We start from the raw sequence: 24,845 nt of genomic DNA, 5'->3' as shown, positions 1-24,845 counted from the left end.
CGTCGAGCCGTGCCATAAGTACAAGATAAACGCGGCGCGGCGCAGCGCAGCCGAGGCGGGGGCGGGGGGCGGGGGGCGGGGGGCGGGGGCGGGGGCGGGGCTGCGGTGGCGCAGGGGCTACTCGTAGCGGTGAGCGGCGGACTGGCGGGCGCGCTGTTCGGCCGTGCTGAGCCAGGGCTCCTCGGCGTCCGGACCGGTCGATGCGGGCTGTGTCGGCGCGCCATGATCAGGCAGCCCCGCATACGTCGGCCGGTCGGCATACCCGCCGGAGGCGTAGGCGCCTCGTGCGCCGTACCAGGTCTGGTCTGCGTATGTGTCCTGGTCGGCATAGCCCCGCTCCCCGGTGCCGGTACGGCTGGAGTAGGGGTCCTGGAGGCCGTTGCCTGGACGGCTTTCCGGCGACGGGTCGGGGTGCCCGGCATTGCTCGGGAACGGGTCGCGCTCGTCGGCAGTGGGCCGCTCGGCGCGCCCGGCCGGCCGAGTGTCCTCGGCCGGGGCGGCCACTCGCAGCCGCATGGTCGGGGCGGCGAGGGCCCGTCGCGTGGCGGACTTCGGCCGGGTCGCCTGGCCGCGGGACCGGGTGGCCGCACCGCCCGACCGGGTCGTCGCACCGGCGATGACGTCGTTGAGCTTCACCATCACCGCCACCGAGGCGGGCAGCACGGCGACGGCCCACCAGCCGGTGAGTTCGGCCAGGGACAGCAGGACTGCCAGCGCCACGGTGCCCTCGAAGTACAGGAAGCACAGCAGGCTGCTCGGGCGTACGTACTGCAGGCCCAGGACCCGGGCGTACAGCGGCCGGTTGCGCGCCTCCTCGGGGCTGATGCCCCCGGCGCGCCGGGATCGGACACCCCCTGTCATCGCCCACCCCCCGCCTGTTTGGCCTGCGCGAACGCCACGATGGCGCGTTCGAGCGCGTAGTCGCGGTCCTCCTCGCCGCCCTTCACGGCGGCGTTGCAGTCGGCGGCCGCCCGCATCGCGACCACCAGCGCGTCCGGGGTCCAGCCGCGCGCCTGCCGCTGCGCCTTCTCGATCTTCCAGGCGGGCATGCCGAGCGTCGAAGCCAGCTGGTACGCGTTGCCGCGCCCCGCCGAGGCGACCCGCGCCACGGTGCGCACGCCGTCGGCCAGCGCGTCCGCGATCGGCACCGGGTCCACGCCGCTGTGCCGGGCCCAGCGCAGCGCCTCCAGTGCGGCCGGCACGTCCCCGGCGACCGCGGCGTCGGCGACGGCGAACCCGCTCACCTCGGCCTTGCCCCGGTAGTAACGCGCCACCGTCGCCTGGTCGATCCGCCCACCGGTGTCGGCCATCAACTGCGAACAGGCCGCCGCGAGCTCGCGCAGGTCGTTGCCGACGGCCTCGATCAGCGTCTCGGCGGCGTCGGTCGCGCAGCGGCCGCCGAGCCGGCGCACCTCGCCGGTGACGAAATCCACCCGGTCGCGATGCTTGCTCAGCTTCGCCGCGGGCACCACGGACGCGCCCGCCTTGGTCAGCGAGTCCGCCAGCGCCTTGTTCTTCGCGCCGCCGGCATGGGCGACAACCAGGGTCACGTCCGGGTCAGGCGACTTCGCATAGTCGAGCAGCACCGCCGACACGTCCTTCTTGGCGTCCTGCGCGGCGCGCAGCACCACCACCCGGACCCCGCCGAACAGCGACGGGCTGAGCAGCTCGGCGAGCTCGCCGACGAGCATCGTGCCCGCCTCCACCTCGCGGACCTCGGCCGCCGGGTCGGCGGCACGCGCCTGCGCGGCCGCGTCGGCGATCGCGCGCGCCACCAGAAGCTCCTCGTCGCCGAGCACGAGGACCACGGGTGTCAGGACGGGGGACGGAACCTGGCTCACCACCTCGCTATCGTCGCACGTGCGAACTGGCACCCGCCCGCCGTCACTCCAACGGGCGCGTCGGGAGCACGACGGAAAGCTTGCCCGCGTCGAGCACCACCGCGAGGTCGCCGCTGATGTCGGTGCGCTGCACCCGCGCGCCGCGCCCCGACAGCCGCGCGAGCACGGAGCCGCTCGGATGCCCGTAGTCGTTGCCCTCCCCCACGCTGACCAGGGCGATCCGTGGTGCGACAGCGTCCAGGAAGGACGGTTCTTGAAACGCGCTGCCGTGGTGGGCGACCTTCAGTACGGCCGCCGACACGTCCACGCCCGCCGCCAGCAGCGCCTGCTGCCGCTCGGTCTCGGCGTCGCCGGTCAGCAGCACCCGCACCCCGCGTACCGTCGCGACGAGCATCAGGGAGTTGTTGTTCGGGTCGCTGCGGGTGCCGCGTTCGGGCGGCGCGGGCAGCACCTCCAGCCGTACGTCGCCGACGGTCCAGCCACCGGATTCCGGGGCGTCCGACACCGGCACCCGGTGCGCGGCGGCGGCTCGGATCACCGCTTCCCGACCGGTGGCGGGTTCCGGCCAGGGGGTGGTGACCAGGGCGCCGGTCCGCCGCCCGGCGAGCACCCCGTCCAGCCCGCCGATGTGGTCGACGTGGAAGTGGCTGACCAGCAGCAGCGGCACCTCGTCCACGTCCAGCTCGCGCAGGCAGCGGTCGACGTCACGGGGCTTGGGACCGGCGTCGACGACCACGGCCGCGCCGCCCCCGGCGTTGAGCACGGTGGCGTCGCCCTGGCCTACGTCACATGCCACGACCAGCCAGCCGTCGGGCGGCCACCCGCCGGTGAGCACGCGCACCGGCAGCGCGCCGAGGACTCCCGCGAGCGCCACGACGGCTGCCAGCCGACGCACCGCAGGCCGCCGGAAACCGACCATGAGCAGCACGGTCAGCCCGGCCAGCAGCAACGCGCCCGGCGGCCCGCCCGGCCACGGCAGCACCCCGGCCGGCACCTGCGCGCCGACCCTGGCCACGGTGACCAGCCACCACGCGGGCCAGCTGCCGAGCCAGGCCGCGAACTCGGCTCCGCCCGGCCACACCGGCGACAGCAGCGCGGCGGCGACTCCGGTGACGGTCGCGGGCGCGATCGCGGGCACCGCGACCAGATTCGCGGGTACGGCGACCAGGCTCAGCGTGCCGCTGATGCCCGCGACCACCGGTGCGCAGGCCACCTGCGCGGCGGCGGGCACGGCCAGCGCCTCGGCGGCCCCGCCCGGGATTCCCCGGCGGCGCAGCGCGTCGCGCATCGGCGGCGCCAGCAGCAGCAGCCCCGCCGTGGCGAGCACCGACAGCGCGAAGCCCGCGTCGGCGGCCAGCTCGGGATCGGCCATCAGCAGCACCGCCGCACCCGCCGACAGCGCGGGCAGCGCCGCGCGCGACCGGCCCGAGGCGAGCGCCAGCAGCGCGATCCCGCCCATGACCGCGGCCCGCAGCACACTCGGTGACGGCCGGGCCAGGATCACGAACCCGACCACGGACACCGCGCACACCACGGCGGTCAGCCGTGGCCCGGCCCTGGTCCGCCTCGCGAGCAGCAGTACAGCCCCGGTGACGATTGCTACGTTACTGCCCGAAACAGCCGTTAAATGTGTCATGCCGGTGTCGCGAAAGGACTGCTCGACCGCCGGGTCGAGGCGGCTGGTGTCGCCCACGACGAGTCCCGGCAGCAGCCCGCCCGTGGCGGCGTCCAGCGGCGCGCAGGCCCGCTGCAGCCCCGCGCGCAGGCCGCCTGCCGCCCGCTGCGCCCACGACGCCTCCCCCAGCGGTTCCGGCGGCCGTTCCGTGGACAGCACCGCGGCTCGCAGGTCACCGCCCCGGGACGGGCCGAACCGGGCGGGCACCCGCACCCGCTGCCCCGGCAGCAGCCCCGCCCAGCCGTCACCGCTCGCCAGCACCAGCACCCCGACGTCGGCACGCAGGTCACCGGCCTGCTCCAGGTCCGCCGCCACCACCCAGGTCGCCGGACGGCCGACGATTCCGGGCGACTGGCGCGGATCGTCGCGCACGACCAGCGTCACCGTCACCGACGTCCGCCCGTCCACCAGCGCGGCGATCTCCTCGGCATCCCTCCCCGCCAGCCGCGCCCCGGTCGCCGCCGCCCCACACAGCACCCCGAGAAACGCCCCCGCCACGATCCACCGCCAGGTGCCCTGCTTCGCTGCCCTGGCTCCCTGCCAGACCATCCACAACCTGCGCCCACCACCGCGCGGCCACATTCCCGACCACCAGACCGGCAACGGAACCCCCGGCCCCCCGTTCAGCGAACGGGCCACCCGGCGTGAACCGGTCACGCCGACCGCAGCCAGCGCCGCGCCGAGCGCACCCGCTGCGCCGAGCGCGAGGGTGCCGCCCAGCCCGGTGAAGAGCGCCGCGAGTGAAGCCGCCCAGCAGCCCAGCGCGAACGGAGCCAGCCGCAGGTCGGGGCCTTCCAGCGGTCGGTGAGCCGGTCCGGCGGGGCCCTCCATCAGACCGTCACCAGATCTTTGAGCTGCGCAAACTTCGACTCGCCGATGCCCTCGACCTGGCGCAGGTCGCCGACGCTGCGGAAGTCGCCGTGCCGGGCCCGATGGTCGAGGATGCGCTGTGCCAGCACCGGACCGACCCCCGGCAGGGCGTCGAGCTGGGCGAGGGTCGCGGTGTTGAGGTTCACCGGCCCCGCACCGGGTCCCGCCCCGGCGGCCGGACCGTCCGCTGCGGCCACGCCCGGCACCCCGATCGCGATGAGTTCGCCGTCGGTGACCTTGCGGGCCAGGTTCACCGTGGAGAGGTCCGTGTCGGGCAGCACCCCGCCCGCGGCCTCGATGGCGTCCGCGACCCGTGCACCCGGCGGCAGCCGGACCAGGCCCGGCTTGCGCACCCGCCCGGTGACCGCCACGACCAGTGTCAGCGGTGAGGGCGACGTGACCGGCCGACCCGGCTCCGCGACGGGCACCGGCACCGATTCGGGCGCGGGCTCCACGGACGGACGCGCCTGCCAGGCCAGGTATGCCGCGACGGCGACCACCAGCGCGGCCACCGCCGCCAGCGCCCGCAGCCCGCGCCGCCCCGGGTCGAACGCCGCCCGCCCCGGCAGCGCGCTCGGGGGATTGTCCGCCGTCGGCGACCCGTCCGAGTCGGGAACGGCGGCCCCCGATGACGCGGCTGCGTACGCCCGAGGGTCGCGCAAGACGCTCGGGTCCGACGGCGACGCCGGTGGGGCGGGCCGCGACAGCGGGAAGTCGGGCAGGACGTCGAGGAACGGCGCGTCGAGGGCGTCCGGCCAGGGCGGCGGCGCGAGCGGCAGCCGGGCCGACGGCGGGGACGGGGTGAGCACACGGTGCAGCCGGTCGAGGTCGGCCTCGACGGGCGGCGGCTTGCGGAACGGGGACGACGGCACACGGCCACGGTAGGGACGGGGCGGGTGGTGGGCGTACGCCTCAAATCTCTTGCCTGTGGACAGCGCGCCGCTTGTGGACAACCGCCTGATCAAGACCCCGGCGTGCTATGACCGCCACGAAGGCGATGATCAGTCCGATCACGACCTGGAGTGTCGTGCCACGTCAATAAACAGTTTTGACGTTACGAATCATCGATCGCTGTTAACGGCTCTGCCGCAACTGATTCATCCGCTCCTAGGTTCTGCGTCACCCCTTCGCGGCCGGTGTCATCGGGACCCGGCCGCGCAGCGGGGATCTCTGGGAGGAGAGAACCTTGCGGCATCGAGTCTCCGCTCTCGGCTTCGCGATCATCGTCGCGTTCGCCGGGGCGCTCGGCGCGGGTGGGACGGCCAACGCCGCTCCCGCCGGGGCCGAAGGCAGCATCATGTACGCCGACAGCCCGAGCGCTGTCGCCGACCGCTACATCGTGGTCTTCAAGGACTCCGCGGTGCCCGCGAGCACCGTCGGCACCAAGGCCCGTGACCTGGCCGGCCGCTTCGGCGGCAAGGCGCGCCACGTCTACACCGCCGGTCTGCGCGGCTTCTCGGTCGGCATGACCGCGGCGCAGGCGCGCAAGCTGGCCGCCGACCCCGCGGTCGCCTCGGTCGAGGCGGTGCAGCGCATCGGCGTGCTGGACACCCAGAACAACCCCCCGAACTGGGGCGACGACCGGATCGACCAGGCGAACCTGCCGCTGAACCAGGCTTACACGTACCCCACCAACCCGGGTCAGGGGGTGACGGTCTATGTGCTCGACACCGGCATCAACGCCAACCACGTCGAGTTCACCGGCCGCGTCAAGCAGGGCACGGACATGGTGGACGACGACAGCTCGCCGACGGACTGCCACGGACACGGCACCCACGTGGCCGGCACCGCCGTGGGCACCAGCTACGGCGTGGCCAAGAAGGCCTCCGTCGTGGCCGTCCGGGTGCTGAACTGCCAGGGCAGCGGCACCAACGACGACCTGATCGCGGGTATCAACTGGGTGCGCACCAACGCCCAGAAGCCGGCCGTGGTGAACTACAGCATCGGCTGCCAGAGCCGGTGCACCAGCCAGGCCATGGACAGCGCCGTGTCGAGCCTGATCTCCTCGGGCGTGCAGTTCGTCCAGGCGGCCGGCAACTCCTCCGACGACGCCTGCTACTACAGCCCGCAGGCCGTCGCGGCGGCGGTCACCGTCGGCAACACCAACAGCTCCGACGCCCGCAACAGCAGCAGCAACTACGGCTCCTGCCTGGACATCTTCGCCCCGGGCACGAGCATCGTGTCGGCGTCGTACTCCAGCAACAACGGCAGCGCCACGATGACGGGCACCTCGATGGCCTCGCCGCACACGGCCGGCGCCGCAGCGGTGTACCTGGGCCTGAACCCCAACGCGACGCCCGCCCAGGTGCGCGACGCGCTGGTCAACAACGCCACCACCGGCAAGGTCACCTCGCCGGGAACGGGTTCGCCGAACCGGCTGCTCTACACGGGCTTCATGAACGGCGGGACGAACCCCAACAACCCGTCGGTCACCAACCCGGGTAACAGGAGCGGCGTCGTCGGGCAGGCGGCCAGCCTCCAGATGCAGGCCTCCGGCGGCACGTCGCCGTACACCTGGAGCGCGTCGGGCCTGCCGGCCGGGCTGTCGATCAGCTCGTCGAGCGGCCTGATCTCGGGCACCCCGACCACCGCGGGCACCTCGAACGTCACGGTGACGGTCACCGACTCGGCGAGCAGGACCGGGTCGACGAACTTCACCTGGACGATCACCACCGGCGGCGGCGGTTGCACCGCGGCGCAGGTCGTCGGCAACTCGAGCTTCGAGAGCGGCACCACGCCGTGGACGGCCGACACGGGCGTCGTCGGCGCCTGGTCGAGCTACGGCTACCCGGGCAAGACCGGCACCCGTAGCGCTTGGCTGGGCGGCCAGGGCCAGACCCAGACCGACTGGGTCCAGCAGTCGGTGACCATCCCGGCGAGCTGCACCAGCGCCACGCTGCGGTACTGGGTGCGCATCAGCACCGCCGAGACCGACGGGCAGATCTGGGACCGGCTGACGGTGACCATGGGCAGCACGACCGTGGCCACCCAGACCAACCTCGACGCCAACTCCGCGTACGTGGAGAAGGTCGTCAACGTCAGCCAGTTCGCCGGGCAGACCGTGACGCTGAAGTTCAACGGCGTCGAGGACCAGTCCCTGCAGACCAGCTGGGTGATCGACGACGTGACCATCAGCGTCTCCTGATCCGGGTCGGCCTTCTGATCAGGAGGCCGACGGGGGGCGGAGCGGCCGGGCATCTCACGACGATGCCCGGCCGCTCACTCCCATTCCCAGCGCATGCCGACGATGCCCGGCGGGATGTCGGTCGCGACGAGGTGCGCGCCGTGCGTCGAGCCGATCCACACCTCGCGTACGCCCTGGTCGGGGGCGTGCAGACCGCGCCGCTCGAAGCGGTAGCAGCGGGCCGGCACCGCGTCGCGGTCGAACTGCACCTGTAGCACGTACTCCCCCACCGGCACCGAGAAGCCCCGGTAGTAGTTGTCGGTGGCGATCATCGAGCCGCTCTCGAACTCGTACTCGAGCACGACGGTGTCGCCCTGGGACAGCATGCGGTCGAAGATGATCTCGGCGGCCTGCAGTCCCGACTCGGGGTCGGAGCGCACCCGGCCCAGCCGGCAGTTGCGCAGGGCCTGCACGCCGGTGGGCGCGCCCAGGTCGTCGGTGCGGAAGATGCCGACGGTGCGCGACACCCGGTCCACGTTGGCCCGCAGCACCTGGCGGCAGTTGAGCCGCAGCTCCTGGCGCTGCGCGCCGACCTGGTACAGGTCGTGCAGGCTGATCCGGGTGAGCTCGTGGTACATCCACCGGTCCAGTTCACGGATGATCTTCGAGACGCTGTTGCCGTCCTCGAAGAGCCGGTCGATGTCGATGGTCCCCGGGGGCTGGTTGAGCCAGCGCCCCCGGGGGCGGCGCGGGCCGAGCTGGGCGATGAGGGACTCGGCGGGCAGCGACAGGATCTGCTCCAGCAGCCGCACCGCCTTCATGGACTCGGGGCGCTCCGGGCGGCTGCGACCTCGCCGCCAGTAGCTGAGGGTGGCCAGGCTGACGCTGATGCCGGCGGCGGACAGCTTCTCCTGGATCTCCTCCGGCCGGATGCCCCGGTCCTCGATGGCCAGGTGCAACGCGGCGGAGAACGGGCCGGTACGCAGCGCATGCGCCAGGTCCCGGCCGAGAAGTTCAGAACGAGCCTTCTCCATGAACGCTGAGTATCACCACGCCCCCGCCGCAGCGCCACCCATAAGGGTCAGAGTTGCTCGTCCAGCAGCGACTGAGCCGCCTCGGGGAGGCGGTGCACGACGACGCCGGCCAGGCCGGGGCCGACGTGTGCGGCCACCACCGCGCCGACCTCGCTGGTGTACAGCTCGCACAGCCGATCGCCGAGCCGTTCCCGCAGCGCCTGCGCGATCCACTCCGCCCGCTCCGCGGCCGCCAGGTGGTGCACGGCGACCTCGACGGGGCCGTCCCCGGCCGCCTCCAGGGCGAGCGCGACCAGCCGGTCGAGCGCGCGGGCCGCGGTGCGCACCTTGTCGCGCATGGTGATGCCGCCCGCGGAGACCTCCAGCAGGGGCTTGACCGCCAGCGCGGTGCCCAGCAGGGCCGAGGCGGCGTTGATGCGGCCGCCACGGCGCAGGTGCTCCAGCGTGTCCACGTAGAAGAAGGTGCTGGTCCGGTCGATGGTGTGCAGGGCGGCTTCGCGTACGCCCGCGAGGTCTTCGCCCTGCGCGGCGGCCCGCGCCGCGGCCAGGGCCGGGAAGCCCACGCCCATCGCGGCGGAGCAGGAGTCGATCACCTCGACCGGCCCGGCGGCTTCACCGGCCGCCGTCGACGCCGCGCCGAGCGTGCCGGACAGCGCGCCGGCCAGGTGCACCGAGACGATGCCGTCCACACCGGTCGCGAACAGCCTGTCGTAGACCTGCGCGAACTCGGCCGGAGTGGGCTGCGAGGTGGTCACCGCGACGCGGCGGGCGGCCAACGCGACGGCGACCTCGGCGGGATAGACCTCGACGCCCTCCCGCCCGGACACGCCGCCCAGCACGACGTGCAGCGGCACGACGGTCAGCGACCCGTCCGCGACGGTGGCGGGCAGGTAGGCGGTGGAGTCGGTGACGACTGCTACGGACATGCGGGCACGTTAACTCGTCATGCCGGCTGCGCCGAGTCGACCTCGAGCACGGGGCCCATCTGGCAGATCGTCATGATGTCGGCGCGCAGGCGGCCGCTGATCCGCACGGTGGCGCCGGGCTTGACGACGTTCGGGTCGCCACCCATCAGCTGGTATGTGGTGCCGTTGTCGGCGCGCAGCACGGTGCAGCCGCCTTCCAACTCCACTCGCTCGACCAGGCCGCGCACCGTGATGGGCCGGCCGTCCTTGGCCGGCGGCGGCACCACAGGGCCGGACATGCTCGGCTTCGGCTTGCCGCCCGGGGTGCTCGGCGGCACCGCCGAGGCTGACGGCTGCGGGGTCATGGAGCTGCCCACCTCCGGCTCCTCGCTCGGGGCGCACGCGGTGAGCAGGAGACCGCCCAGCAGCGCGCCGGTCAGCAACAGATGAGTGAGGGGGCTTCGTGTGGTCATGTCAGTTCGGACGCTACCGCCCGGGGGCAAGTTGCGCGAGGGGGGCGTCAGGCGCCGACGTTGTACGCCGACACCCGCCACCCGTACGACGGCTGCAGGATCAGGTCGACCCAGTGGCAGTTCTGCACCGGCGCGATCGTCGGCAGCATCTCCTCGGGCCAGCCGAGCAGCGCGGCCACCCCGTACTTGATGGCTCCGCCGTGGCTGACCAGGACCGCGGTGCCGCCGGGCACCCGCTCGGCGGCCTGCCGGATCGTCTCGCTGACCCGCTTGCCCAGGTCGGGCAGCGACTCGATGCCGTCGCCCGGGTCCGGGTCGGCGGCGCGCCAGCGGGCGTACGACTCGGGGAAGCGCTCACGCACCTCCGGGGTGGTGAGCCCCTGCCACAAGCCGAAGTGCCGCTCACGCAGCCGGGCGTCCCGCTCGGGCGTCAGGCCGGTCAGCTCGGCCAGCGGCGCCGCGGTCATCGTGCACCGGCTCAGGTCACTGGTGATCATGAGTTGGGCCTCGCCGCGCGCGAGCACCGCGGCCGCGGCCTGGGCCTGGGCCCGGCCGCGGTCGTTGACGGGCACGTCGAGCTGGCCCTGCACCCGCTGGGCGGCGTTCCAGTCGGTGTTGCCGTGCCGCCAGAGCAGCACACGCGTCATCGACTCCTGGCCCCGCTCCAGACTCACGCAGCGTCCTGGGTCGCCAGGTCGCGGTCGACGAACTCGATCCGGGCGCAGTCCTTCCACAGGCGGTCGAGGGCGTAGAACTCGCGCTCCTCGCTGTGCTGGATGTGCACCACGATGTCGCCGAAGTCCAGCAGCACCCAGCGGCCGGCCCGCTCGCCCTCGCGGCGCACCGGCTTGGCCTTCTCGGGCAGGTTCAGCAGAGCCTCTTCGACAGCGTCGACGATGGCCAGGACCTGGCGCTCGTTCGGAGCGGAGGCGACCACGAAGACGTCGGTGAGGACGAGTTGCTCGCCCACGTCCAGCAGGACGATGTCCTCGGCCTTCTTGTCGGCGGCCGCCTGCGCGGCGGCCAGGGCCATCTCGACGGCACGCTCGGTTGCGGGCACCTTGGTCCTTTCGTCGGTGGCCCGGTCGCGATGCTCGCGATCAGGCTCAGCATCCAGAGTCTCACAGTGATTACCCGGTCTGCCGCTGAGATAGACACGCGGTGGGCCGGGACACCCGGACATCAGCGGTATAGATGCCGTTTTGTGATGTATTGCACTACCCCGTCCGGTACCAGATACCAGACCGGCTGGCCCGCGGCGACCCGGCGGCGGCAGTCCGTCGACGAGATCGCCATCGCCGGCACCTGGACCAGGCTCACCACGTCGGCGGGCAGGTGCGCGTCGGTCAGCATGAACCCCGGACGGGTGACCCCCACGAAGTGGGCCAGCTCGAACAGCTGGTCCGCGTCCTTCCAGGACAGGATCTTGGAGAGCGCGTCGGCGCCGGTGATGAAGAACAGCTCGGTCTTCTCGCCGTACTGGTCGCGCAGCTCGCGCAGCGTGTCGACGGTGTACGTCGGCCCGACCCGGTCCACGTCCACCCGGCTCACGCTGAACCGCGGATTCGACGCCGTGGCGATGACCGTCATCAGATAGCGGTCCTCCGCCGGGGTGACCGCGTGCTCGGTCTTCTGCCACGGCCGGCCCGTGGGCACGAAGACCACCTCGTCCAGGGCGTACCGGTCAGCCACTTCGCTGGCCGCGACGAGGTGACCGTGGTGGATGGGGTCGAAGGTGCCGCCCATGATCCCGATACGTGTCGCCACGCGCCGATTCTATGCCTCCGCGCGTCACGCCCCGGCTTGTCATCGACGTTGGCCTATGACATCGAAAATCGGCGATCGTATTCGATGTCATAGGCCAACGTCCACGAATGGCGGGGGCGGGGACGCGTGCACCCCGCCGGCCGCCCCGTCCCGAGCTGGGCCGGGCCGGACGTCGGGGTGAACGGGCTGGTCAGGCGGCCTGCTGGGCGCGCAGGGCGCGGGCCAGGTCGTCGGTCTCGTCGGCCAGCGCGCGGCGCGGCAGCGGGTGCATGTCCCCCGCCAGCGCCGCCCGCGCGGCGGCCAATGTGTCCTCCGACACGGCGTACACCGGGTAGGACGCCTTGGCCAGGTGCGCCAGCATGTCGCCGGAGCGGCCCTCCGAGCGCGGCAGCTCGACGAAGTACCGGGCCACGAACGGGGCGGTCAGCTCCGCGTGCTCCGGCTGCCACAGACCGGCCCCGGCCGCGGCCGCGATCCGGTTCGACTGGCCCTGCTCGGTGACGACCAGGTCGAACGCCCGCGCCTTGGCGGCCGGGTCGGGGCGGCTCGCCCGCACCCGGACGGCCTCCTGCTCGCCCTTGTCGCTGGTGTCGCGCTGCAGTTCGGCGTCGATCTCCTCCTCGGCCACGTCGCCGAGCACCGCGAGCCGGCCCAGGATCGCCCAGCGCAGCTCGGCGTCGACGGCCAGGCCCGCGGGCACGTCCGCCCCGGACAGCCAGCCGCGCAGCACCGCGCGGTCGTCCTCGGCGGCGGTGGAGAGGAGCGTGCGGGCCGCGGCGAGCTGGTGGCCGCTGCCCGGCTCGGCGGTGGCCAGCAGGGTCTTGGCCGCCCCGGCCAGCGCCGCGCGGGCCGCCGCCTGCCCGTCCACGGGCACGAAGCGGGCGGCCGCGTACCGGGCCAGCCCGAACACCGACTCGACGATGGTCACGTCCGGCTCGGCGGGCAGGGCCGCGGCGGCCAGTTCGACCAGTTCGGTGGCGGGCCACTCGGCGTCGCGTACGGCGTCCCAGGCGCTGTTCCACCACAGCGAGCGCGACAGCGGGTCGGGCTGCGCGGCCAGCAGCGCGGGCAGCTCGGCGCGGGTGCGCTCGTCGAGCCGGATCTTGGCGAAGGTGAGGTCGCCGTCGTTGAGCAGCAGGCCCCGGCCGCGTACGCCGGACAGCTGCGGCACCGGGGTGAGCGCGCCGGTCACCTCGATCTCCGTGTGCTGCCAGGCTCCGTGCTCGTCGAACCAGCCCAGGCCGACCCGGTGCGGGCGCAGCGTCGGGTACTGCTCGGCGGCGGTCTGCTCGACGGTGACGGAGGCGTACGAACCGTCCTGCGCCCACTCGATCACCGGGCGCAGCGTGTTGACCTGCGGGGTGCGCAGCCAGGCCTGCGCCCAGGCGTCCAGGTCGCGCCCGCTGGCCAGCGACAGCGCGCCGAGCAGGTCGGCCAGCGTCGCGTTGCCCCAGGCGTGCTTGTCGAAGTGCGCCCGCAGCCCGTTCAGGAACGCCTCGTCGCCGATGAACGCGACCAGCTGGCGCAGCGCCGAACAGCCCTTGGCGTAGGAGATGCCGTCGAAGTTGGCGAACGCGGCGTCGGTGTCGGCGACCTCGGTAGGCGCGATCGGGTGCGTGGACGGGCGCTGGTCGGCGGCGTATCCCCAGGCCTTGCGGCCGACGCCGAAGCGGGTCCAGGCCTGCGGCCACGGGGTGACCTCGGCGACCAGCCGGTAGCCCATGTAGGTGGCGAACGACTCGTTCAGCCACAGGTCGTCCCACCAGCGCATGGTCACCAGGTCGCCGAACCACATGTGGGCCATCTCGTGGGCGATGATGGCGGCCCGCTCCAGCCGCTCGGTGTCGGTCACCGCAGCCCGGAACAGCAGCTCGTCGCGGAACACCACGCAGCCGGGGAACTCCATCGCGCCCCAGCTGAACTCGGGCACGAACGCCTGGTCGTACTTGCCGAACGGGTACCGCACGCCGAACAGCTCGTGGTAGCGGTCCAGGAACGCCTTGGTCAGCGAGAGGATCTCGGGCGCGTCGCGCTCCAGCACCTCGGCGTAGCTGGCGCGGGCGTACAGGCCGAGCGGGATGCCGTCGTGGCTGTCGGTCACCTCGACGTAAGGACCGGCCACGAGCGTGATCAGGTAGGTCGCGACGGGCTTGGTGGCGGGGAACTCCCAGCGGCCGGGCGGGTTCTGCACGCCCTCCGCGTTCGCCCGGACCAGCCAGGACGGGTCGGCGGTGACGGACAGCGTGACCGGCGCCTTGAGGTCGGGCTGGTCGAAGCAGGCCATGAAGCGCGGAGCGTCGGTGATCGAGGGCTGCGCGTACACGTAGACCTGCTTGTCGGCCGGGTCGACGAAGCGGTGGATGCCCTCGCTGGAACGGGTGTAGGCGTACTCGGCGGACACCACGACGGTGTTGTCCGCGGCGAGGTCGGCCAGCCGCAGCCGCCCTTCGGCGAACGCCTCGGCGGGCAGCGCGACGCCGTTCAGGGTGGCGCTGATCAGCCGCTCCGGCCGCGCCTCCAGGAACGTCTCGGCGCCGGGGTCGGCGGTGAAGCGGACGGTGGTGACCGTGCGGAAGAGTTCGTCTCCCGTGGTCAGGTCCACGTCCAGGGCGTACGCGAGGTTCCGGACGGTGGCGGCCCGCGCGACGGCTTCGAGGTGGCTGAGGCAACGATGCGACATGACGCCCATCCTGCCTGATGACGGCAGGTGGTGAACGGCCGGTAACCCCTTACGTTCCGCAACGTTCTTGCCGATCAAGGCCGGTGCGGCGACAATGGGCTCCATGCGGACGACGAACCTCATGTGGTGGCTGCCCTGACGGGCGGCCCGCTTCCGCGAACCCAGTAGACGACCCAGGCCGCCCCTCCGGGCGGCCTTCTTCGTGCACGGCACCCGCCGTGCCGGGGTCTCCGGACGGGGTGGCCCGACTCCCGAGGAGACCGACATGACCATCGCCCCGACCCGCGTGCGCGCCCGCCGGCTGTCCGCCTGCAAGCCGACCGGCCACCTGCAGCTCGGCAACCTGTTCGGCATGGTCCTGCCGCTGGTGGCCGGCCAGGACGACACCGAGACCATCACCATGCTCGCCGACCTGCACTCGCTCACCGTCGAGCACGACCCCTCAGCGGTACGCGGACTGACCCTGGAACAGGCCGCGGTGCTGCTCGCCGCCGGGGTCGACCCGGAGCGCTGCACCCTGTACGTCCAGTCCCACCTACCCGAACACGCCCAACTGCACTACCTGCTGGAATGCGCCACCGGCTTCGGTGAGGCACAGCGCATGGTCGCGTTCAAGGAGAAGGCCGCCCGCGGTGAGCAGGTGCGGCTCAGCCTGCTCACCTACCCGGTGCTGATGGCGGCCGACATCCTGCTGCACGACACCGAGCAGGTTCCGGTCGGCGACGACCAGATGCAGCACGTCGAACTGGCTCGGGCCGTGGCGACCCGGTTCAACGGCCGCTACGGCCCGACCTTCACGGTGCCGGTGGCGGTGCCCGCCCCGGTCGCCGCACGGGTGATGGACCTGGCCGACCCGACGGCCAAGATGGGCAAGACCAATGTGGTCAGCGCCGGGGTCATCTCCATCCTGGACGAACCCGACGTGGTGCGCCGCAAGGTGATGCGCGCGGTCACCGACAGCGGGAGCACGGTGCGCCGGGACCGGGAGAACCAGCCCGGCGTGACCAACCTGCTGGAGATCTACCAGGCCTGCACCGGGTCCGCCGGCGACTTCGCCTCGTACGGGCAGCTCAAACGGGAGACCGCGGAGGCCGTGGTGGCGGTGCTGAGGCCGATCCAGGAGCGTTACGAGGCGCTGCGCCGGCGGCCGGAAGCGGTGGAGCGCGTGCTGCGCGAGGGCGCGTCACGGGCACGCCCGCGGGCCGCCGCCACGTTGCGGCGAGCCGGCGAGGCGATAGGACTCGTCAGCTTCTGATGAGCTTCTTCGTGAAGCAGACCGAGTAGGGGTTGCCGATGTACCTGCCGTACGGCTCGGTCCGCTGGTAATCGGACGAGTCGAACAGTGCGATCGCCTCAGGCTGGTTCACGCCGGTCTCGAGGATGATCGAGTCCCAGCCCTGGGCGGTGGCCCGTCGTTCCAATGCCGCGAGGATGCGGCGGGCCACCCCGGCGCGGCGATGCGCCGGCAGTACGAACATCCGCCTGATCTCGCCGACACCCGGCGCGGACGGCACGATGCCGCCGCAGCCGACAGGCCTGCCCAGCACGTACGCCACGACGAAACGGGCGTGCGGGTCCAGGGGCGAACGGGTGGTGCCCGGATACCGCGTGAAGAGTTCGTCCTCAGCGGCGAGCACGAGCGCGGTGACATCAGGGTGGGTGATCTCACGGTGCTGGATCAACACCGTCAGGACGCTAGCCAGGGCATGTTTCCGCGTTGTTTCACAAACCGCACAGCGAGGCCGTACACGGTGAGATGGCGGACACTGTCACCGAACCTTTACTTAACAGTGTCCGCCCTGGTACCGCCGCCTAGAGATCGTCGTCGTCGTCGTCATCGTCCGCGGCGCGCAGATCCCGCTCGTCGGGCAGCCACTCGTCGCCCGCGGTGTCGCCCTCCGGGCGCTCCCGCCGCGCCTTGCGGGCCGCGAGCCGCTCCGCGGCCCTCGGCCGCGTGATGTCGTCCTCGAGGCGCTCGTCGGTGAAGCGGTTGCCCGGCGTGAAGTCCTTACCCGCGTAGATCGTGGGCTGCCAGTCGAACTCGCGCTCGCCGATCCGCACCGGGTCGCCCGGCTGCGCGCCGAGCTTGCCCAGCTTCTCCTCGACCCCCAGCCGGGCGAGCCGATCCGCGAGGTAGCCCACCGCCTCGGCGTTGTCGAACATGGTCTGGCGCACCCAGCGCTCAGGCTTGGTGCCCTTGACCACCCAAACGCCCGCGCGGTCCTGCGCGATCTCGAACCCGGAGTCGTCGACCGCCTTCGGGCGCAGCACGATGCGGGTCGGCTCCAGCACCGGCGCGGCCGCCCGGTGCTCCTCCACCATCCGGGCCAGCGCGTACACCAGGTCCTGCAGGCCCTCCCGGGTCGCCGCGCTGACCTGGTAGATCGGCCAGCCGAACTTCTCCAGGTCAGGGGTGGTGATGTCGGCCAGGTCCCGGCCGTCCGGCACGTCGATCTTGTTCAGCACGATGATCCGGGGCCGGTCCTCCAGCCCGCCGTACTGCGCGAGCTCCGCCTCCAGGGCCTCGATGTCGGCCACCGGGTCGCGGTCGGTCTCCAGGGTCGCGGTGTCCACCACGTGGGCCAGCACCGCGGTGCGCTCGATGTGGCGCAGGAACTCCAGGCCCAGGCCCTTGCCCGCGGCCGCGCCCGGGATCAGGCCCGGCACGTCGGCGACGGTGAACACGTGCTCGCCGGCCTGCACCACGCCCAGGTTCGGCACCAGCGTGGTGAACGGGTAGTCGGCGATCTTCGGCTTGGCCGCGGAGATCACCGAGATCAGCGAGGACTTGCCGGCGCTCGGGAAGCCGACCAGGCCCACGTCGGCGACGCTCTTCAGCTCCACGACCACGTCCAGCCGGTCGCCCGGCTCGCCCAGCTCGGCGAAGCCGGGGGCCTTGCGCCGCGCACTGGCCAGCGCCGCGTTGCCGCGGCCGCCCCGGCCGCCCCGGGCGATCTCCAGCGTGGTGCCCGCGCCCACCAGGTCGGCGATGACCTCGCCGTCCAGCGTCTGCACGACGGTGCCCGAGGGCACCTTGAGCACCAGGTCGCCGCCGTTGGCGCCCTCGCGGTTGTTGCCCGCGCCGCCCTTGCCGTTGGTCGCCTTGATGTGCGGGTGGAAGTGGAAGTCCAGCAGCGTATGCACGTTGGGGTCGACTTCCATCAGGATGCCGCCGCCATGCCCGCCGTTGCCGCCGTCCGGCCCGCCGAACGGCTTGAACTTCTCGCGGTGGATGGAGATGCAGCCGTGGCCACCGTCACCCGCCTGCAGGTGCAGCACCACACGATCCACGAACGTAGCCACGTTCCATCCTCCACATACATCAACGAAAAACCAGCATATGCCCGCTTGCACCCCGCCCGCCGCGACCGTCCCCTTGCCGCAGCTCTTGAAGAGTCGCGGCCAAGACGGCCTCCGGAGGCCGCATGTCTTTAAGAGTCGCGACAGGGAGGCAGCGGGGCGCACGTGCCCCCTAGGGCAGCGCGCGGTGGGGGCCGGGTGTTCCGGTGGACGGCGTTAGCCGCGTCTCACCTCGGCGTTTCCGGGGCCGGAAACAGCAAAGGCGGGAAGGCGCTTCGCGCGCCCTCCCGCCTCCGACGAACTGTCAGGCCTCGACCGGAACGATGTTCACGGTCTTGCGGCCCCGCTTGAGACCGAACTGCACCGAGCCCGCGGCGAGCGCGAACAGCGTGTCGTCGCCGCCACGGCCGACCAGGTCGCCCGGGTGGAACTTGGTGCCGCGCTGGCGGATGAGGATCTCGCCGGCGCTGACGACCTGACCGCCGAAGCGCTTCACGCCGAGCCGCTGGGCGGCGGAGTCGCGACCGTTGCGCGAGCTGGATGCACCCTTTTTATGTGCCATCTCGAGGCCTACTTCCCGCTCTTGATGCCGGTGACCTTGACCTGGGTCAGCGGCTGACGGTGACCCTGCCGCTTGTGGTAGCCGGTCTTGTTCTTGAACTTGTGGATCCGGATCTTCGGGCCCTTGGTGTGGGCCACGACCTCACCGGAAACAGAAACCTTGGCAAGCTTCGCCGCGTCGGTCACCAGGTCGCTGCCATCAACAAGCAGCACTGCGGACAGCGCCACCACGTCGCCGGGCGCGCCCGCGAGCTTCTCGACCTCGATCACGTCGCCCTCGGCGACCTTGTACTGCTTGCCGCCGGTCTTGACGATCGCGTACATGAGACGCGGACTCCTGTCGTAGGTGCTGGCGGTTGGTCCATCGACCCGCGAGGCGAGCCGACTCTTCACTACTTTGTTGCGCTCGGCAGTCCTGGCCGCAGACGGCCGGCACACACGCACGCATGCAGCGCCCTGTCATGGGCACCGTGGAGAAGACTACGTCATGCCCGGCCCGATGCCCAAACCGGGCACCCCCCGGCCCGGCACGCGGTGACGGCTGTCACCGCGTGCCGGGGCTGTGCTCACTTGCCGCAGAGCGCGCGGACGGCTTCGCCGCCCTTCTCGAACTCGGGGGTCTCCAGAGCCGCCATCGCCTTCGTGACGTCGCCGCCGGAAGCCGCGATCGCCGGCATGACCTTCTTCAGCGAGGCGATGTCGGACTCGACGGCGGCCTTCAGCTCGGCGTCGTTCACGCCGGCCGCGATCGGCTCCAGCGCGGCCTGGAAGTCGGTGAACGCCTTGGTCAGCTTGCCGACCGCCTCCTGCGCCTTGGCCGGGTCGGCCTTGATCGCGTCCAGCTGCATCGCCAGCTCCATGAGCGGGGCCTTGGCCGCGTCCTCAGCCTTGGTGTACGCGGCGCAGGCGGCGGCCTTGTCCATGGCCGCGGCGGCGGCGCTGGTGGCGGCGGCCGGGATCGACGCCGAGGCGCCCGGGGTCGGGGTGTCGGTGTCGGCACAGGCGGTCATGCCCAGCAGCGCGAGGCCGAGGGTGGCGGTGGCCAGAATCCGTCGCATGTTCTTCCTTGTCTATGCGGGGTGATCGGGTGCGCCAGGTCAGCGGGGCACCCGTGCTTACTTGTCATATGGCCGAAGGTTCGGCCCCGTACACGCCGAACCCTCGTTTGTGGCCACCGTGGCAGCCTAGTCACGGTGGCCGACAACAGAATCGGCAGCCTCAGCCGCAGACCTTCGAGGTCTTGTTCTCGTGGAGGTCCAGGGCGGTGCCCTCCAGGACCTCGAGCACCTTGTTGAAGTCGCCGCTCGCGGCCGTCAGGGCCTGCCCGGCACCGGCGACCGTGGCGATGTCCGCGTCCAGGGCCGCCTTGACCTCGGCATCCGCCGTGTCCGCGGAGAGCTTGGCCAGTTCCCCGCGGTAGACCTCGATCGCCGTGATGAGCGCCGGGACGTGGGTCTTGGCCTTCTCCTCGTCGTCGAGAGCCGCACCGATGATCTTGGTGGTGGCCGCCAGCACCCCCAGGCTCTTCTCGCTGATGTTCAGCATGCTGAACGCCAGGCACGTCGTGGCCTTGTCGTGGGTGCCGGTGGGCGCGGCCGGAGCGGCGGACGAGGCCGCCGGGGCCGGGGCGGCCGACGACGAGGGCGCGGCCGTGGTCTCGGCCGGGTCGGCGGCGCACGCGGCGGCGCCGAGCAGGGTCAGGCTGAGAACGGCGGTGGTCAGAACGCGACGCATGTGCGAGAAGTTCCTTTGACACGTAAGAGGTGACGGCAGCGGACAAAGCCGCCCCGGGGTGGCGTGATCGCCCCGGGGCAGCTTAGGGAAGCCTGATGACGGCCTGATAACGGTCTCAGGGGCAGATCCTGGCCAAAGGCATGATCCAGGACAGCAGGGCGGGGGTGAGCTTCGCCTCAAGTTCGGAGATCTTGGTGACCCCATCGAGGAACGCCAGGTCGGCACCGGTCTGCCGGACATTCGCGGCGACCTGGTCGAAGGCGGCCTTGACCGCGGGATCGGCGGCAACCGCGCCGACCCCCGTGATCTGGGTCTCCAGGGCGGTGAGCGCCTCGCGCAGCTTGGTCTCCGCGGCCTGGGTCTTCGCGGCGTCGGTGCCCGCCCGCGCCTTGAGCACCCCGCCGATCGCGGTGGTCAGGTCGGTCCGGGCCTTGCCGTTGAAGACCTTGTCGAACTCGGCGCAGACCGCCGCGGCCGCCGTCGAACCGCTCGGCGCGGGCGCGGCGGCCGCGCTGGACGAGGATGCCGACGGGCTGGGCGTGTCGTCGGCGCATGCGCTCGCGCCGAGCAGGGATCCGGCCACCAGGACGGCGGTCAGGAAACGTCGCATGGAATTGCCTCCAGAGGGGTGGTGCGGGGGTCGCCGTCAGCCGTCAGGCCGCCGGGCAGATCTCGTTCAGCGCCTCATTGGCCGCGGTCAGCTCCGGGCTGAACAGGATCTGCTGCATCTTCGAGGGGTCCTCGGCGAGCTTCTGCGGGTCGCTCAGCTGCGCCACCGCCGCGTCCAGGGCCTTGGCGAGGTCCTCCAGCGCTTTGCGCAGCCTCGGGTCGGCGCTCTTGGCCGCCTCCGCCTTCACCGTGCCGGACAGCGCCACGTAGTCCTTGGACAGCGCTTCGAAGAAGACCTTGACCTTCTCGGGGTCGCTCAGCGACTCGCCCAGTTCCTGAGCCCTGACCACGAGGTTCGCGACGAACTTCTTGCTCTCGGCGATCACCGCGGCGCAGGTCGCCTTCGCGTCGGCGGTGCCGGTGACGGCCCCGGAGACGCCCGGTGCCGCACTCGCTCCCGGGCTGGTCTCGGCCGAAGCCCCGGCCGAGGGCCCCGAGCCCGCGCCGGGCCGCGTCGGGTCGCCGGAACAGGCGGTGGCGGTCAGCAGGGCCGCGCCGAGCACGGCTGCGGCGAGGAAACGTCGCATAGGGGTCCTCCAGGCTCTGCGGGGGGCGGACAGCGAACTGCCCGGGGAATGGTGCACCCATACCCCGGGCAGCTTATGCGAGTCCCCCGGCGGCGGATCAGCCGCGAGCGATCCCTGTCGGTCTACGGGCGGGTGCGCCGCCGACCGCCGCGGCGGGTACGCCGCCTGGTGGGCGTGTCGCCGCCGTCCTCACCGGGCTCCTCGCCCGCCTCGTCGTCGTCCTCGACCGCCGCCGTCTCGTACCGGGACAGGTCGTAGCCCTCGGTGTCGTAGTACCCCGTGTCCGCGGCCGTCGGCTTCTGCTGCTTCGGCGCGGGCGGCGCGGCGGCGGCCTGCTTGACCGGCGCAGGCGGGGCCTGGGCCGGCGGCGCGACGTGGACCGGCGCGCGGCGCTCGGAGACCGGCTCGGTGTGGATGATGACCCCGCGGCCCTTGCAGTGCTCGCACGGCTCGCTGAACGCCTCCAGCAGGCCCGCGCCGATGCGCTTGCGCGTCATCTGCACCAGGCCCAGCGAGGTGATCTCGGTGACCTGGTGCTTGGTCCGGTCCCGTCCCAGGCACTCGGTCAGCCGGCGCAGCACCAGCTCGCGGTTGCTCTCCAGCACCATGTCGATGAAATCGATCACCACGATGCCGCCGAGGTCGCGCAGCCGCAGCTGACGCACGATCTCCTCGGCCGCCTCCAGGTTGTTGCGGGTGACCGTCTCCTCGAGATTGCCGCCGACACCGGTGTACTTGCCGGTGTTGACGTCGACGACGGTCATCGCCTCGGTGCGGTCGAACACCAGGTGGCCGCCGGAGGGCAGGAACACCTTGCGGTCCAGGCCCTTGAGGATCTGCTCGTCGATGCGGTACGTCGCGAACACGTCGGACACGCCGGTGTGCCGGTGCACCCGGTCCACCAGGTCGGGCGAGACGTGCCCGAGGTAGGTCTGCACGGTGTCGTAGGCGTTGTCGCCCTGCACCACGAGTTCCTTGAAGTCCTCGTTGAACAGGTCGCGGACCACGCGGACGACCAGGTCCGGCTCGCCGTACAGCAGCGCGGGCGCGCCGCCCTCGGACGCCTTGGCCTGGATGTCCTCCCACTGCGCCTGCAGGCGCAGCACGTCGCGCTCCAGGTCCTCCTCGGAGGCGCCCTCGGCGGCGGTGCGCACGATCACGCCCGCGCCCTCGGGGACCAGCTTCTTGAGGATGTCGCGCAGCCGCTTGCGCTCCACGTCGGACAGCTTGCGGCTGATGCCGGAGGCGTTGCCGTTGGGCACGTACACCAGGTGACGGCCGGACAGCGCGACGTGGCTGGACAGCCGCGCGCCCTTGTGCCCGATCGGGTCCTTGGTGACCTGCACCAGCACCGAGTCGCCGGACTTCAGCGCCTGCTCGATGGACCGCTGGCGGCCCTCCAGCCCGGCCGCGTCCCAGTTGACCTCACCGGCGTACAGCACCGCGTTGCGGCCCCGGCCCAGGTCGACGAAGGCGGCCTCCATGCTCGGCAGCACGTTCTGCACCTTGCCCAGGTACACGTTGCCGACCATGGTGGCGGTGGACGCGCGGGTGACGTAGTGCTCGACGAGCACGCCGTCCTCCATGACCGCGATCTGGGTACGGTCCGGGTTCTCGCGGATGACCATGACCCGGTCGACCGCCTCGCGGCGGGCCAGGAACTCGGACTCGGTCAGGATCGGCGGGCGGGTGCGGCGCTGCTCGCGGCCGTCCCGGCGGCGCTGGCGCTTGGCCTCCAGCCGGGTCGAGCCGGAGACGCCCTGCACCTCGTCGCTGGCGGCACGCGGCTCACGGATGCGTACGACCGTGTGCACGCCGTCCTCGGCCTCGGCGCCCTCGTCCCCGGCGCCCTTGCGGCGGCGGCGACGGCGACGGCGGGTCAGCGGCTCGCCGTCCTCGTCGGTCGCCTCCTCCTCGGCCTCGACAGCCTCGGGCTGCTCCTCGTCGCCGTTGTCCTCGGCGCCGCCCTTGCCCCGGCCACGGCCACGGCGGCCACGGCGGCGGCGGGCGCGGCCGTTCTCCTCGCCCTCGTCCTCGTCCTGTTCTTCGTCGGCGGCGACCGGCTCGGCGGCCTCCGCCTCGACGACGGCCTCCTCCTCGTCCCGACCGCGACGGCGCTTGCGGCGGCGGCCGGTCTCGGCCGGCTCCGCGGGCTCGGCGGGCTCCTCGACCGGCACGGGCCGCGCGGCGGCCACCGGGCGCACCGGCGTGGCCGTGGCCTCGGGGGCCATGAACAGCACGGACGGGGCGAGCCGGCGCGGGGCTTCGCCCACCTGCTCGGCGGCCTCGGCAGCGGCCGCGGCCGCTTCCTCGTCCTCTTCGGCTTCCTCGTCGAGCGCGTCGGCCACGGTGGGCGCGAGCTCCTCGACGGCCGGAAGTTCCGGTTCGATTACGTCGTTCGCCCCAGACTCGCCGGAGATGTCCGGCTCTGCGGCTTTCTTCCGACGCCGGGTCGCCTTCTTGGCGGGCGCGGCCTCCTCGGAGGTCTCCCCCTCGGCGTCCACGGCCTCCGGGACGGCAGCCGCGACGGCACGCTTGCGGGTACGCCGCCGCGCAGGCGCGGCCTCGCCCTCCGCTGCGGCCGTGTCAGGGGCCGCCTCCGGTGCCGTGGGCTGGGCCATCGCGGGCTCAGGCGCAGGCGCGCCCGTCACCGCGCCGCCGCCGGTGTTCTCGCCGGTCACGGCACTCGGCTGGTCAGCCGGGGCCGCGCTCGGCGGGTTCTGCGAAACGTTGTCGGCATTCTCGTGCCGATCTGCGGGCTCGTGGTCGAGCATCCGGACTGTTCTCCAGTTCTGGCGGTCCCGGGCGCGTCACAACGCAGCCACTCAGGAACACCGGTGTTTGCCGCCGGGGTCGCCCGTCAGAGCGCCTGTCGAGGCGCTCGGACGGGCATCCGCCGAAGTCTGCCGAGAGCGGAGACCGGTCGGGTCAACGCTCGCCGATGGCGACGGGGTCGCGATCCACGTCGAGCGGATCCACGATCTCCCCCTGGGGGGTCAGCGTGCCCTGTGCCAGCCGGGTCGCCCTGGCACTTTTCAGTGAATGGGGCGCCGACGGCTCCAGGTCCGCAACCACGCGCAGGCCGGACAGGACGTCATCGGGCCGTACGGAGGGAGTGACCTGCCGCACGACAAGGTCGAGTATCGCACACGGCGCTGCCCCGACCACGTCAGGTGGCGAGGACTGTGACGAGACGGCCGCGATGGACGCCACGGCGTCCCTGGTGTCGAACGTGCGGCGGCCCTGTTTGGTCAAACGCTCGACCAGGACCTCACTCTGCGCGACGAACGCCGCCACGGCGGCGGCGAGCTGCTCGTCGCTCACCCCGGGCAGCTCGATACGCCACGACGAGGCGGTGATCCGGTCGGCCAGGCTGCCCGGGGCGACCGCCTCGACCGCCTCGATCACGTCGAGGCCGGGCGACAGCGACGCGTCCAGCGCCTTGGCCAGGTCCGCCGGGTCGACCCGCTCGCGCAGGCCGATCTCCAGGTACTCCGCCTCGGAGGCCACCCCGGTCGGCGCGGCGCTGGCGAAGGAGATCTTCGGATGCGGGGTGAAACCCTGCGAGAAGGCGATCGGGATGCCCGCCCGGTGGATCGCTCGCTCGACGGCGCGCGCGAAGTCGCGGTGCGAGGTGAACCGCATCGGGCCGCGCTTGGTGTAGCGCAACCGGATGCGCTGCACG

General features: G+C 72.4%; 22 protein-coding genes and 1 pseudogene. 2 read left to right on the top strand and 21 right to left on the bottom strand.

The genetic code is table 11. The annotated features are described in order from the left end of the window. Positions 1–612: 612 nt before the first annotated feature. From AB0B35_RS39300 to AB0B35_RS39285, 4 genes and pseudogenes are all read right to left on the bottom strand, one after another. Positions 613–861 (bottom strand): annotated as a pseudogene (locus AB0B35_RS39300) (hypothetical protein); the annotation flags it as partial. Next, positions 858–1,841, bottom strand: a complete 984-nt coding sequence (holA, locus tag AB0B35_RS39295; protein ID WP_361056180.1) for a DNA polymerase III subunit delta — start codon at positions 1,839–1,841, stop codon at positions 858–860. The pseudogene AB0B35_RS39300 and the gene holA, both read right to left, overlap by 4 nt. Positions 1,842–1,884: 43 nt before the next feature. Further along, complete coding sequence (locus AB0B35_RS39290) at positions 1,885–4,347, bottom strand: ComEC/Rec2 family competence protein (protein ID WP_361056169.1); 2,463 nt, start codon at positions 4,345–4,347, stop codon at positions 1,885–1,887. After that, positions 4,347–5,258: a ComEA family DNA-binding protein gene (locus tag AB0B35_RS39285; RefSeq protein ID WP_361056166.1), complete on the bottom strand. Its 912-nt coding sequence runs from the start codon at positions 5,256–5,258 to the stop codon at positions 4,347–4,349. The genes AB0B35_RS39290 and AB0B35_RS39285 overlap by 1 nt, the downstream gene beginning before the upstream one ends. A 314-nt stretch (positions 5,259–5,572) precedes the next feature. Here AB0B35_RS39285 and AB0B35_RS39280 point away from each other — a divergent pair, with 314 nt between their 5' ends. Beyond that, positions 5,573–7,531, top strand: a complete 1,959-nt coding sequence (locus AB0B35_RS39280) for a S8 family peptidase (RefSeq protein ID WP_361056163.1) — start codon at positions 5,573–5,575, stop codon at positions 7,529–7,531. Positions 7,532–7,605: 74 nt separating this feature from the next. Here AB0B35_RS39280 and AB0B35_RS39275 read toward each other — a convergent pair whose 3' ends face one another. The 7 genes from AB0B35_RS39275 to pepN form a co-directional block, all read right to left on the bottom strand. Continuing rightward, positions 7,606–8,544, bottom strand: a complete 939-nt coding sequence (locus tag AB0B35_RS39275; protein ID WP_360533552.1) for a hypothetical protein — start codon at positions 8,542–8,544, stop codon at positions 7,606–7,608. Positions 8,545–8,591: 47 nt separating this feature from the next. Beyond that, positions 8,592–9,470, bottom strand: coding sequence for a DegV family protein (locus AB0B35_RS39270; protein WP_361056160.1), 879 nt, complete (start codon positions 9,468–9,470; stop codon positions 8,592–8,594). A gap of 17 nt (positions 9,471–9,487) precedes the next feature. After that, entirely contained in the window at positions 9,488–9,922 is a 435-nt protein-coding gene (locus tag AB0B35_RS39265; protein WP_361056157.1) for a DUF5818 domain-containing protein, read from the bottom strand. A 47-nt stretch (positions 9,923–9,969) separates the two neighbouring features. After that, positions 9,970–10,569, bottom strand: a complete 600-nt coding sequence (locus AB0B35_RS39260) for a histidine phosphatase family protein (protein ID WP_361056177.1) — start codon at positions 10,567–10,569, stop codon at positions 9,970–9,972. A gap of 23 nt (positions 10,570–10,592) precedes the next feature. After that, positions 10,593–10,982 carry a ribosome silencing factor gene (gene rsfS / locus AB0B35_RS39255; protein ID WP_203692539.1) on the bottom strand — a complete coding sequence of 130 codons (390 nt, stop codon included), beginning with the start codon at positions 10,980–10,982 and terminating at the stop codon, positions 10,593–10,595. 122 nt (positions 10,983–11,104) lie between these two features. After that, the gene (gene nadD / locus AB0B35_RS39250) at positions 11,105–11,689 is read right to left on the bottom strand and encodes a nicotinate-nucleotide adenylyltransferase (protein WP_120316517.1); all 585 of its coding nucleotides are present in this window, start codon (positions 11,687–11,689) and stop codon (positions 11,105–11,107) included. Positions 11,690–11,879: 190 nt separating this feature from the next. Continuing rightward, a complete protein-coding gene (gene pepN, locus AB0B35_RS39245; protein WP_361056154.1) occupies positions 11,880–14,369 on the bottom strand; it encodes an aminopeptidase N in 2,490 nt (829 codons plus the stop codon). Between the two features lie 265 nt (positions 14,370–14,634). Between pepN and trpS the strand changes: the two genes are divergently transcribed. Next, complete coding sequence (gene trpS / locus AB0B35_RS39240) at positions 14,635–15,624, top strand: tryptophan--tRNA ligase (RefSeq protein ID WP_361056151.1); 990 nt, start codon at positions 14,635–14,637, stop codon at positions 15,622–15,624. Here the strand turns inward: trpS and AB0B35_RS39235 are convergent. The 10 genes from AB0B35_RS39235 to AB0B35_RS39190 form a co-directional block, all read right to left on the bottom strand. After that, entirely contained in the window at positions 15,614–16,054 is a 441-nt protein-coding gene (locus tag AB0B35_RS39235) for a GNAT family N-acetyltransferase (protein ID WP_360533568.1), read from the bottom strand. The two genes, trpS and AB0B35_RS39235, sit on opposite strands and share 11 nt — an antisense overlap. A 127-nt stretch (positions 16,055–16,181) precedes the next feature. Continuing rightward, positions 16,182–17,672 carry a GTPase ObgE gene (gene obgE, locus AB0B35_RS39230; protein WP_361056148.1) on the bottom strand — a complete coding sequence of 497 codons (1,491 nt, stop codon included), beginning with the start codon at positions 17,670–17,672 and terminating at the stop codon, positions 16,182–16,184. Positions 17,673–17,973: 301 nt separating this feature from the next. Then, a complete protein-coding gene (gene rpmA, locus AB0B35_RS39225) occupies positions 17,974–18,231 on the bottom strand; it encodes a 50S ribosomal protein L27 (RefSeq protein ID WP_191841170.1) in 258 nt (85 codons plus the stop codon). Between the two features lie 8 nt (positions 18,232–18,239). Continuing rightward, positions 18,240–18,554: a 50S ribosomal protein L21 gene (gene rplU, locus AB0B35_RS39220; RefSeq protein ID WP_155374923.1), complete on the bottom strand. Its 315-nt coding sequence runs from the start codon at positions 18,552–18,554 to the stop codon at positions 18,240–18,242. 242 nt (positions 18,555–18,796) lie between these two features. After that, on the bottom strand, positions 18,797–19,288 hold the full coding sequence (locus tag AB0B35_RS39215; RefSeq protein ID WP_361056145.1) for a hypothetical protein: 492 nt from the start codon (positions 19,286–19,288) through the stop codon (positions 18,797–18,799). A 160-nt stretch (positions 19,289–19,448) separates the two neighbouring features. Next, on the bottom strand, positions 19,449–19,964 hold the full coding sequence (locus AB0B35_RS39210; RefSeq protein WP_361056142.1) for a hypothetical protein: 516 nt from the start codon (positions 19,962–19,964) through the stop codon (positions 19,449–19,451). Positions 19,965–20,079: 115 nt separating this feature from the next. After that, positions 20,080–20,574 carry a hypothetical protein gene (locus AB0B35_RS39205; RefSeq protein ID WP_361056139.1) on the bottom strand — a complete coding sequence of 165 codons (495 nt, stop codon included), beginning with the start codon at positions 20,572–20,574 and terminating at the stop codon, positions 20,080–20,082. A gap of 43 nt (positions 20,575–20,617) precedes the next feature. Next, on the bottom strand, positions 20,618–21,160 hold the full coding sequence (locus AB0B35_RS39200; RefSeq protein ID WP_361056136.1) for a hypothetical protein: 543 nt from the start codon (positions 21,158–21,160) through the stop codon (positions 20,618–20,620). A gap of 122 nt (positions 21,161–21,282) precedes the next feature. Then, positions 21,283–23,781 (bottom strand): Rne/Rng family ribonuclease, encoded by a 2,499-nt coding sequence (locus tag AB0B35_RS39195; RefSeq protein ID WP_361056174.1) that lies wholly within the window; start codon positions 23,779–23,781, stop codon positions 21,283–21,285. Positions 23,782–24,088: 307 nt separating this feature from the next. Further along, on the bottom strand, positions 24,089–24,844 hold the full coding sequence (locus AB0B35_RS39190; RefSeq protein WP_361056171.1) for a TIGR03936 family radical SAM-associated protein: 756 nt from the start codon (positions 24,842–24,844) through the stop codon (positions 24,089–24,091). Between the last annotated feature and the right edge of the window lies 1 nt (position 24,845).

This window comes from Catellatospora sp. NPDC049133 (assembly GCF_040648455.1).
GTDB classification, from domain to species: Bacteria; Actinomycetota; Actinomycetes; order Mycobacteriales; family Micromonosporaceae; genus Catellatospora; species Catellatospora aurea.
The sequence above is the reverse complement of the archived record's forward strand: the minus strand, read 5'-3'. Positions and strand labels throughout refer to the sequence as shown.

Coding starts and splice junctions, on each gene's coding strand:
- AB0B35_RS39290 (WP_361056169.1), bottom strand. CDS start 4,347: ATGGAGGGCCCCGCCGGACCGGCTCACCGACCGCTGGAAGGCCCCGAC.
- AB0B35_RS39275 (WP_360533552.1), bottom strand. CDS start 8,544: ATGGAGAAGGCTCGTTCTGAACTTCTCGGCCGGGACCTGGCGCATGCG.
- AB0B35_RS39270 (WP_361056160.1), bottom strand. CDS start 9,470: ATGTCCGTAGCAGTCGTCACCGACTCCACCGCCTACCTGCCCGCCACC.
- AB0B35_RS39265 (WP_361056157.1), bottom strand. CDS start 9,922: ATGACCACACGAAGCCCCCTCACTCATCTGTTGCTGACCGGCGCGCTG.
- AB0B35_RS39260 (WP_361056177.1), bottom strand. CDS start 10,569: ATGACGCGTGTGCTGCTCTGGCGGCACGGCAACACCGACTGGAACGCC.
- pepN (WP_361056154.1), bottom strand. CDS start 14,369: ATGTCGCATCGTTGCCTCAGCCACCTCGAAGCCGTCGCGCGGGCCGCC.
- trpS (WP_361056151.1), top strand. CDS start 14,635: ATGACCATCGCCCCGACCCGCGTGCGCGCCCGCCGGCTGTCCGCCTGC.
- rpmA (WP_191841170.1), bottom strand. CDS start 18,231: ATGGCACATAAAAAGGGTGCATCCAGCTCGCGCAACGGTCGCGACTCC.
- rplU (WP_155374923.1), bottom strand. CDS start 18,554: ATGTACGCGATCGTCAAGACCGGCGGCAAGCAGTACAAGGTCGCCGAG.
- AB0B35_RS39215 (WP_361056145.1), bottom strand. CDS start 19,288: ATGCGACGGATTCTGGCCACCGCCACCCTCGGCCTCGCGCTGCTGGGC.
- AB0B35_RS39210 (WP_361056142.1), bottom strand. CDS start 19,964: ATGCGTCGCGTTCTGACCACCGCCGTTCTCAGCCTGACCCTGCTCGGC.
- AB0B35_RS39205 (WP_361056139.1), bottom strand. CDS start 20,574: ATGCGACGTTTCCTGACCGCCGTCCTGGTGGCCGGATCCCTGCTCGGC.
- AB0B35_RS39200 (WP_361056136.1), bottom strand. CDS start 21,160: ATGCGACGTTTCCTCGCCGCAGCCGTGCTCGGCGCGGCCCTGCTGACC.
- AB0B35_RS39195 (WP_361056174.1), bottom strand. CDS start 23,781: ATGGCCCAGCCCACGGCACCGGAGGCGGCCCCTGACACGGCCGCAGCG.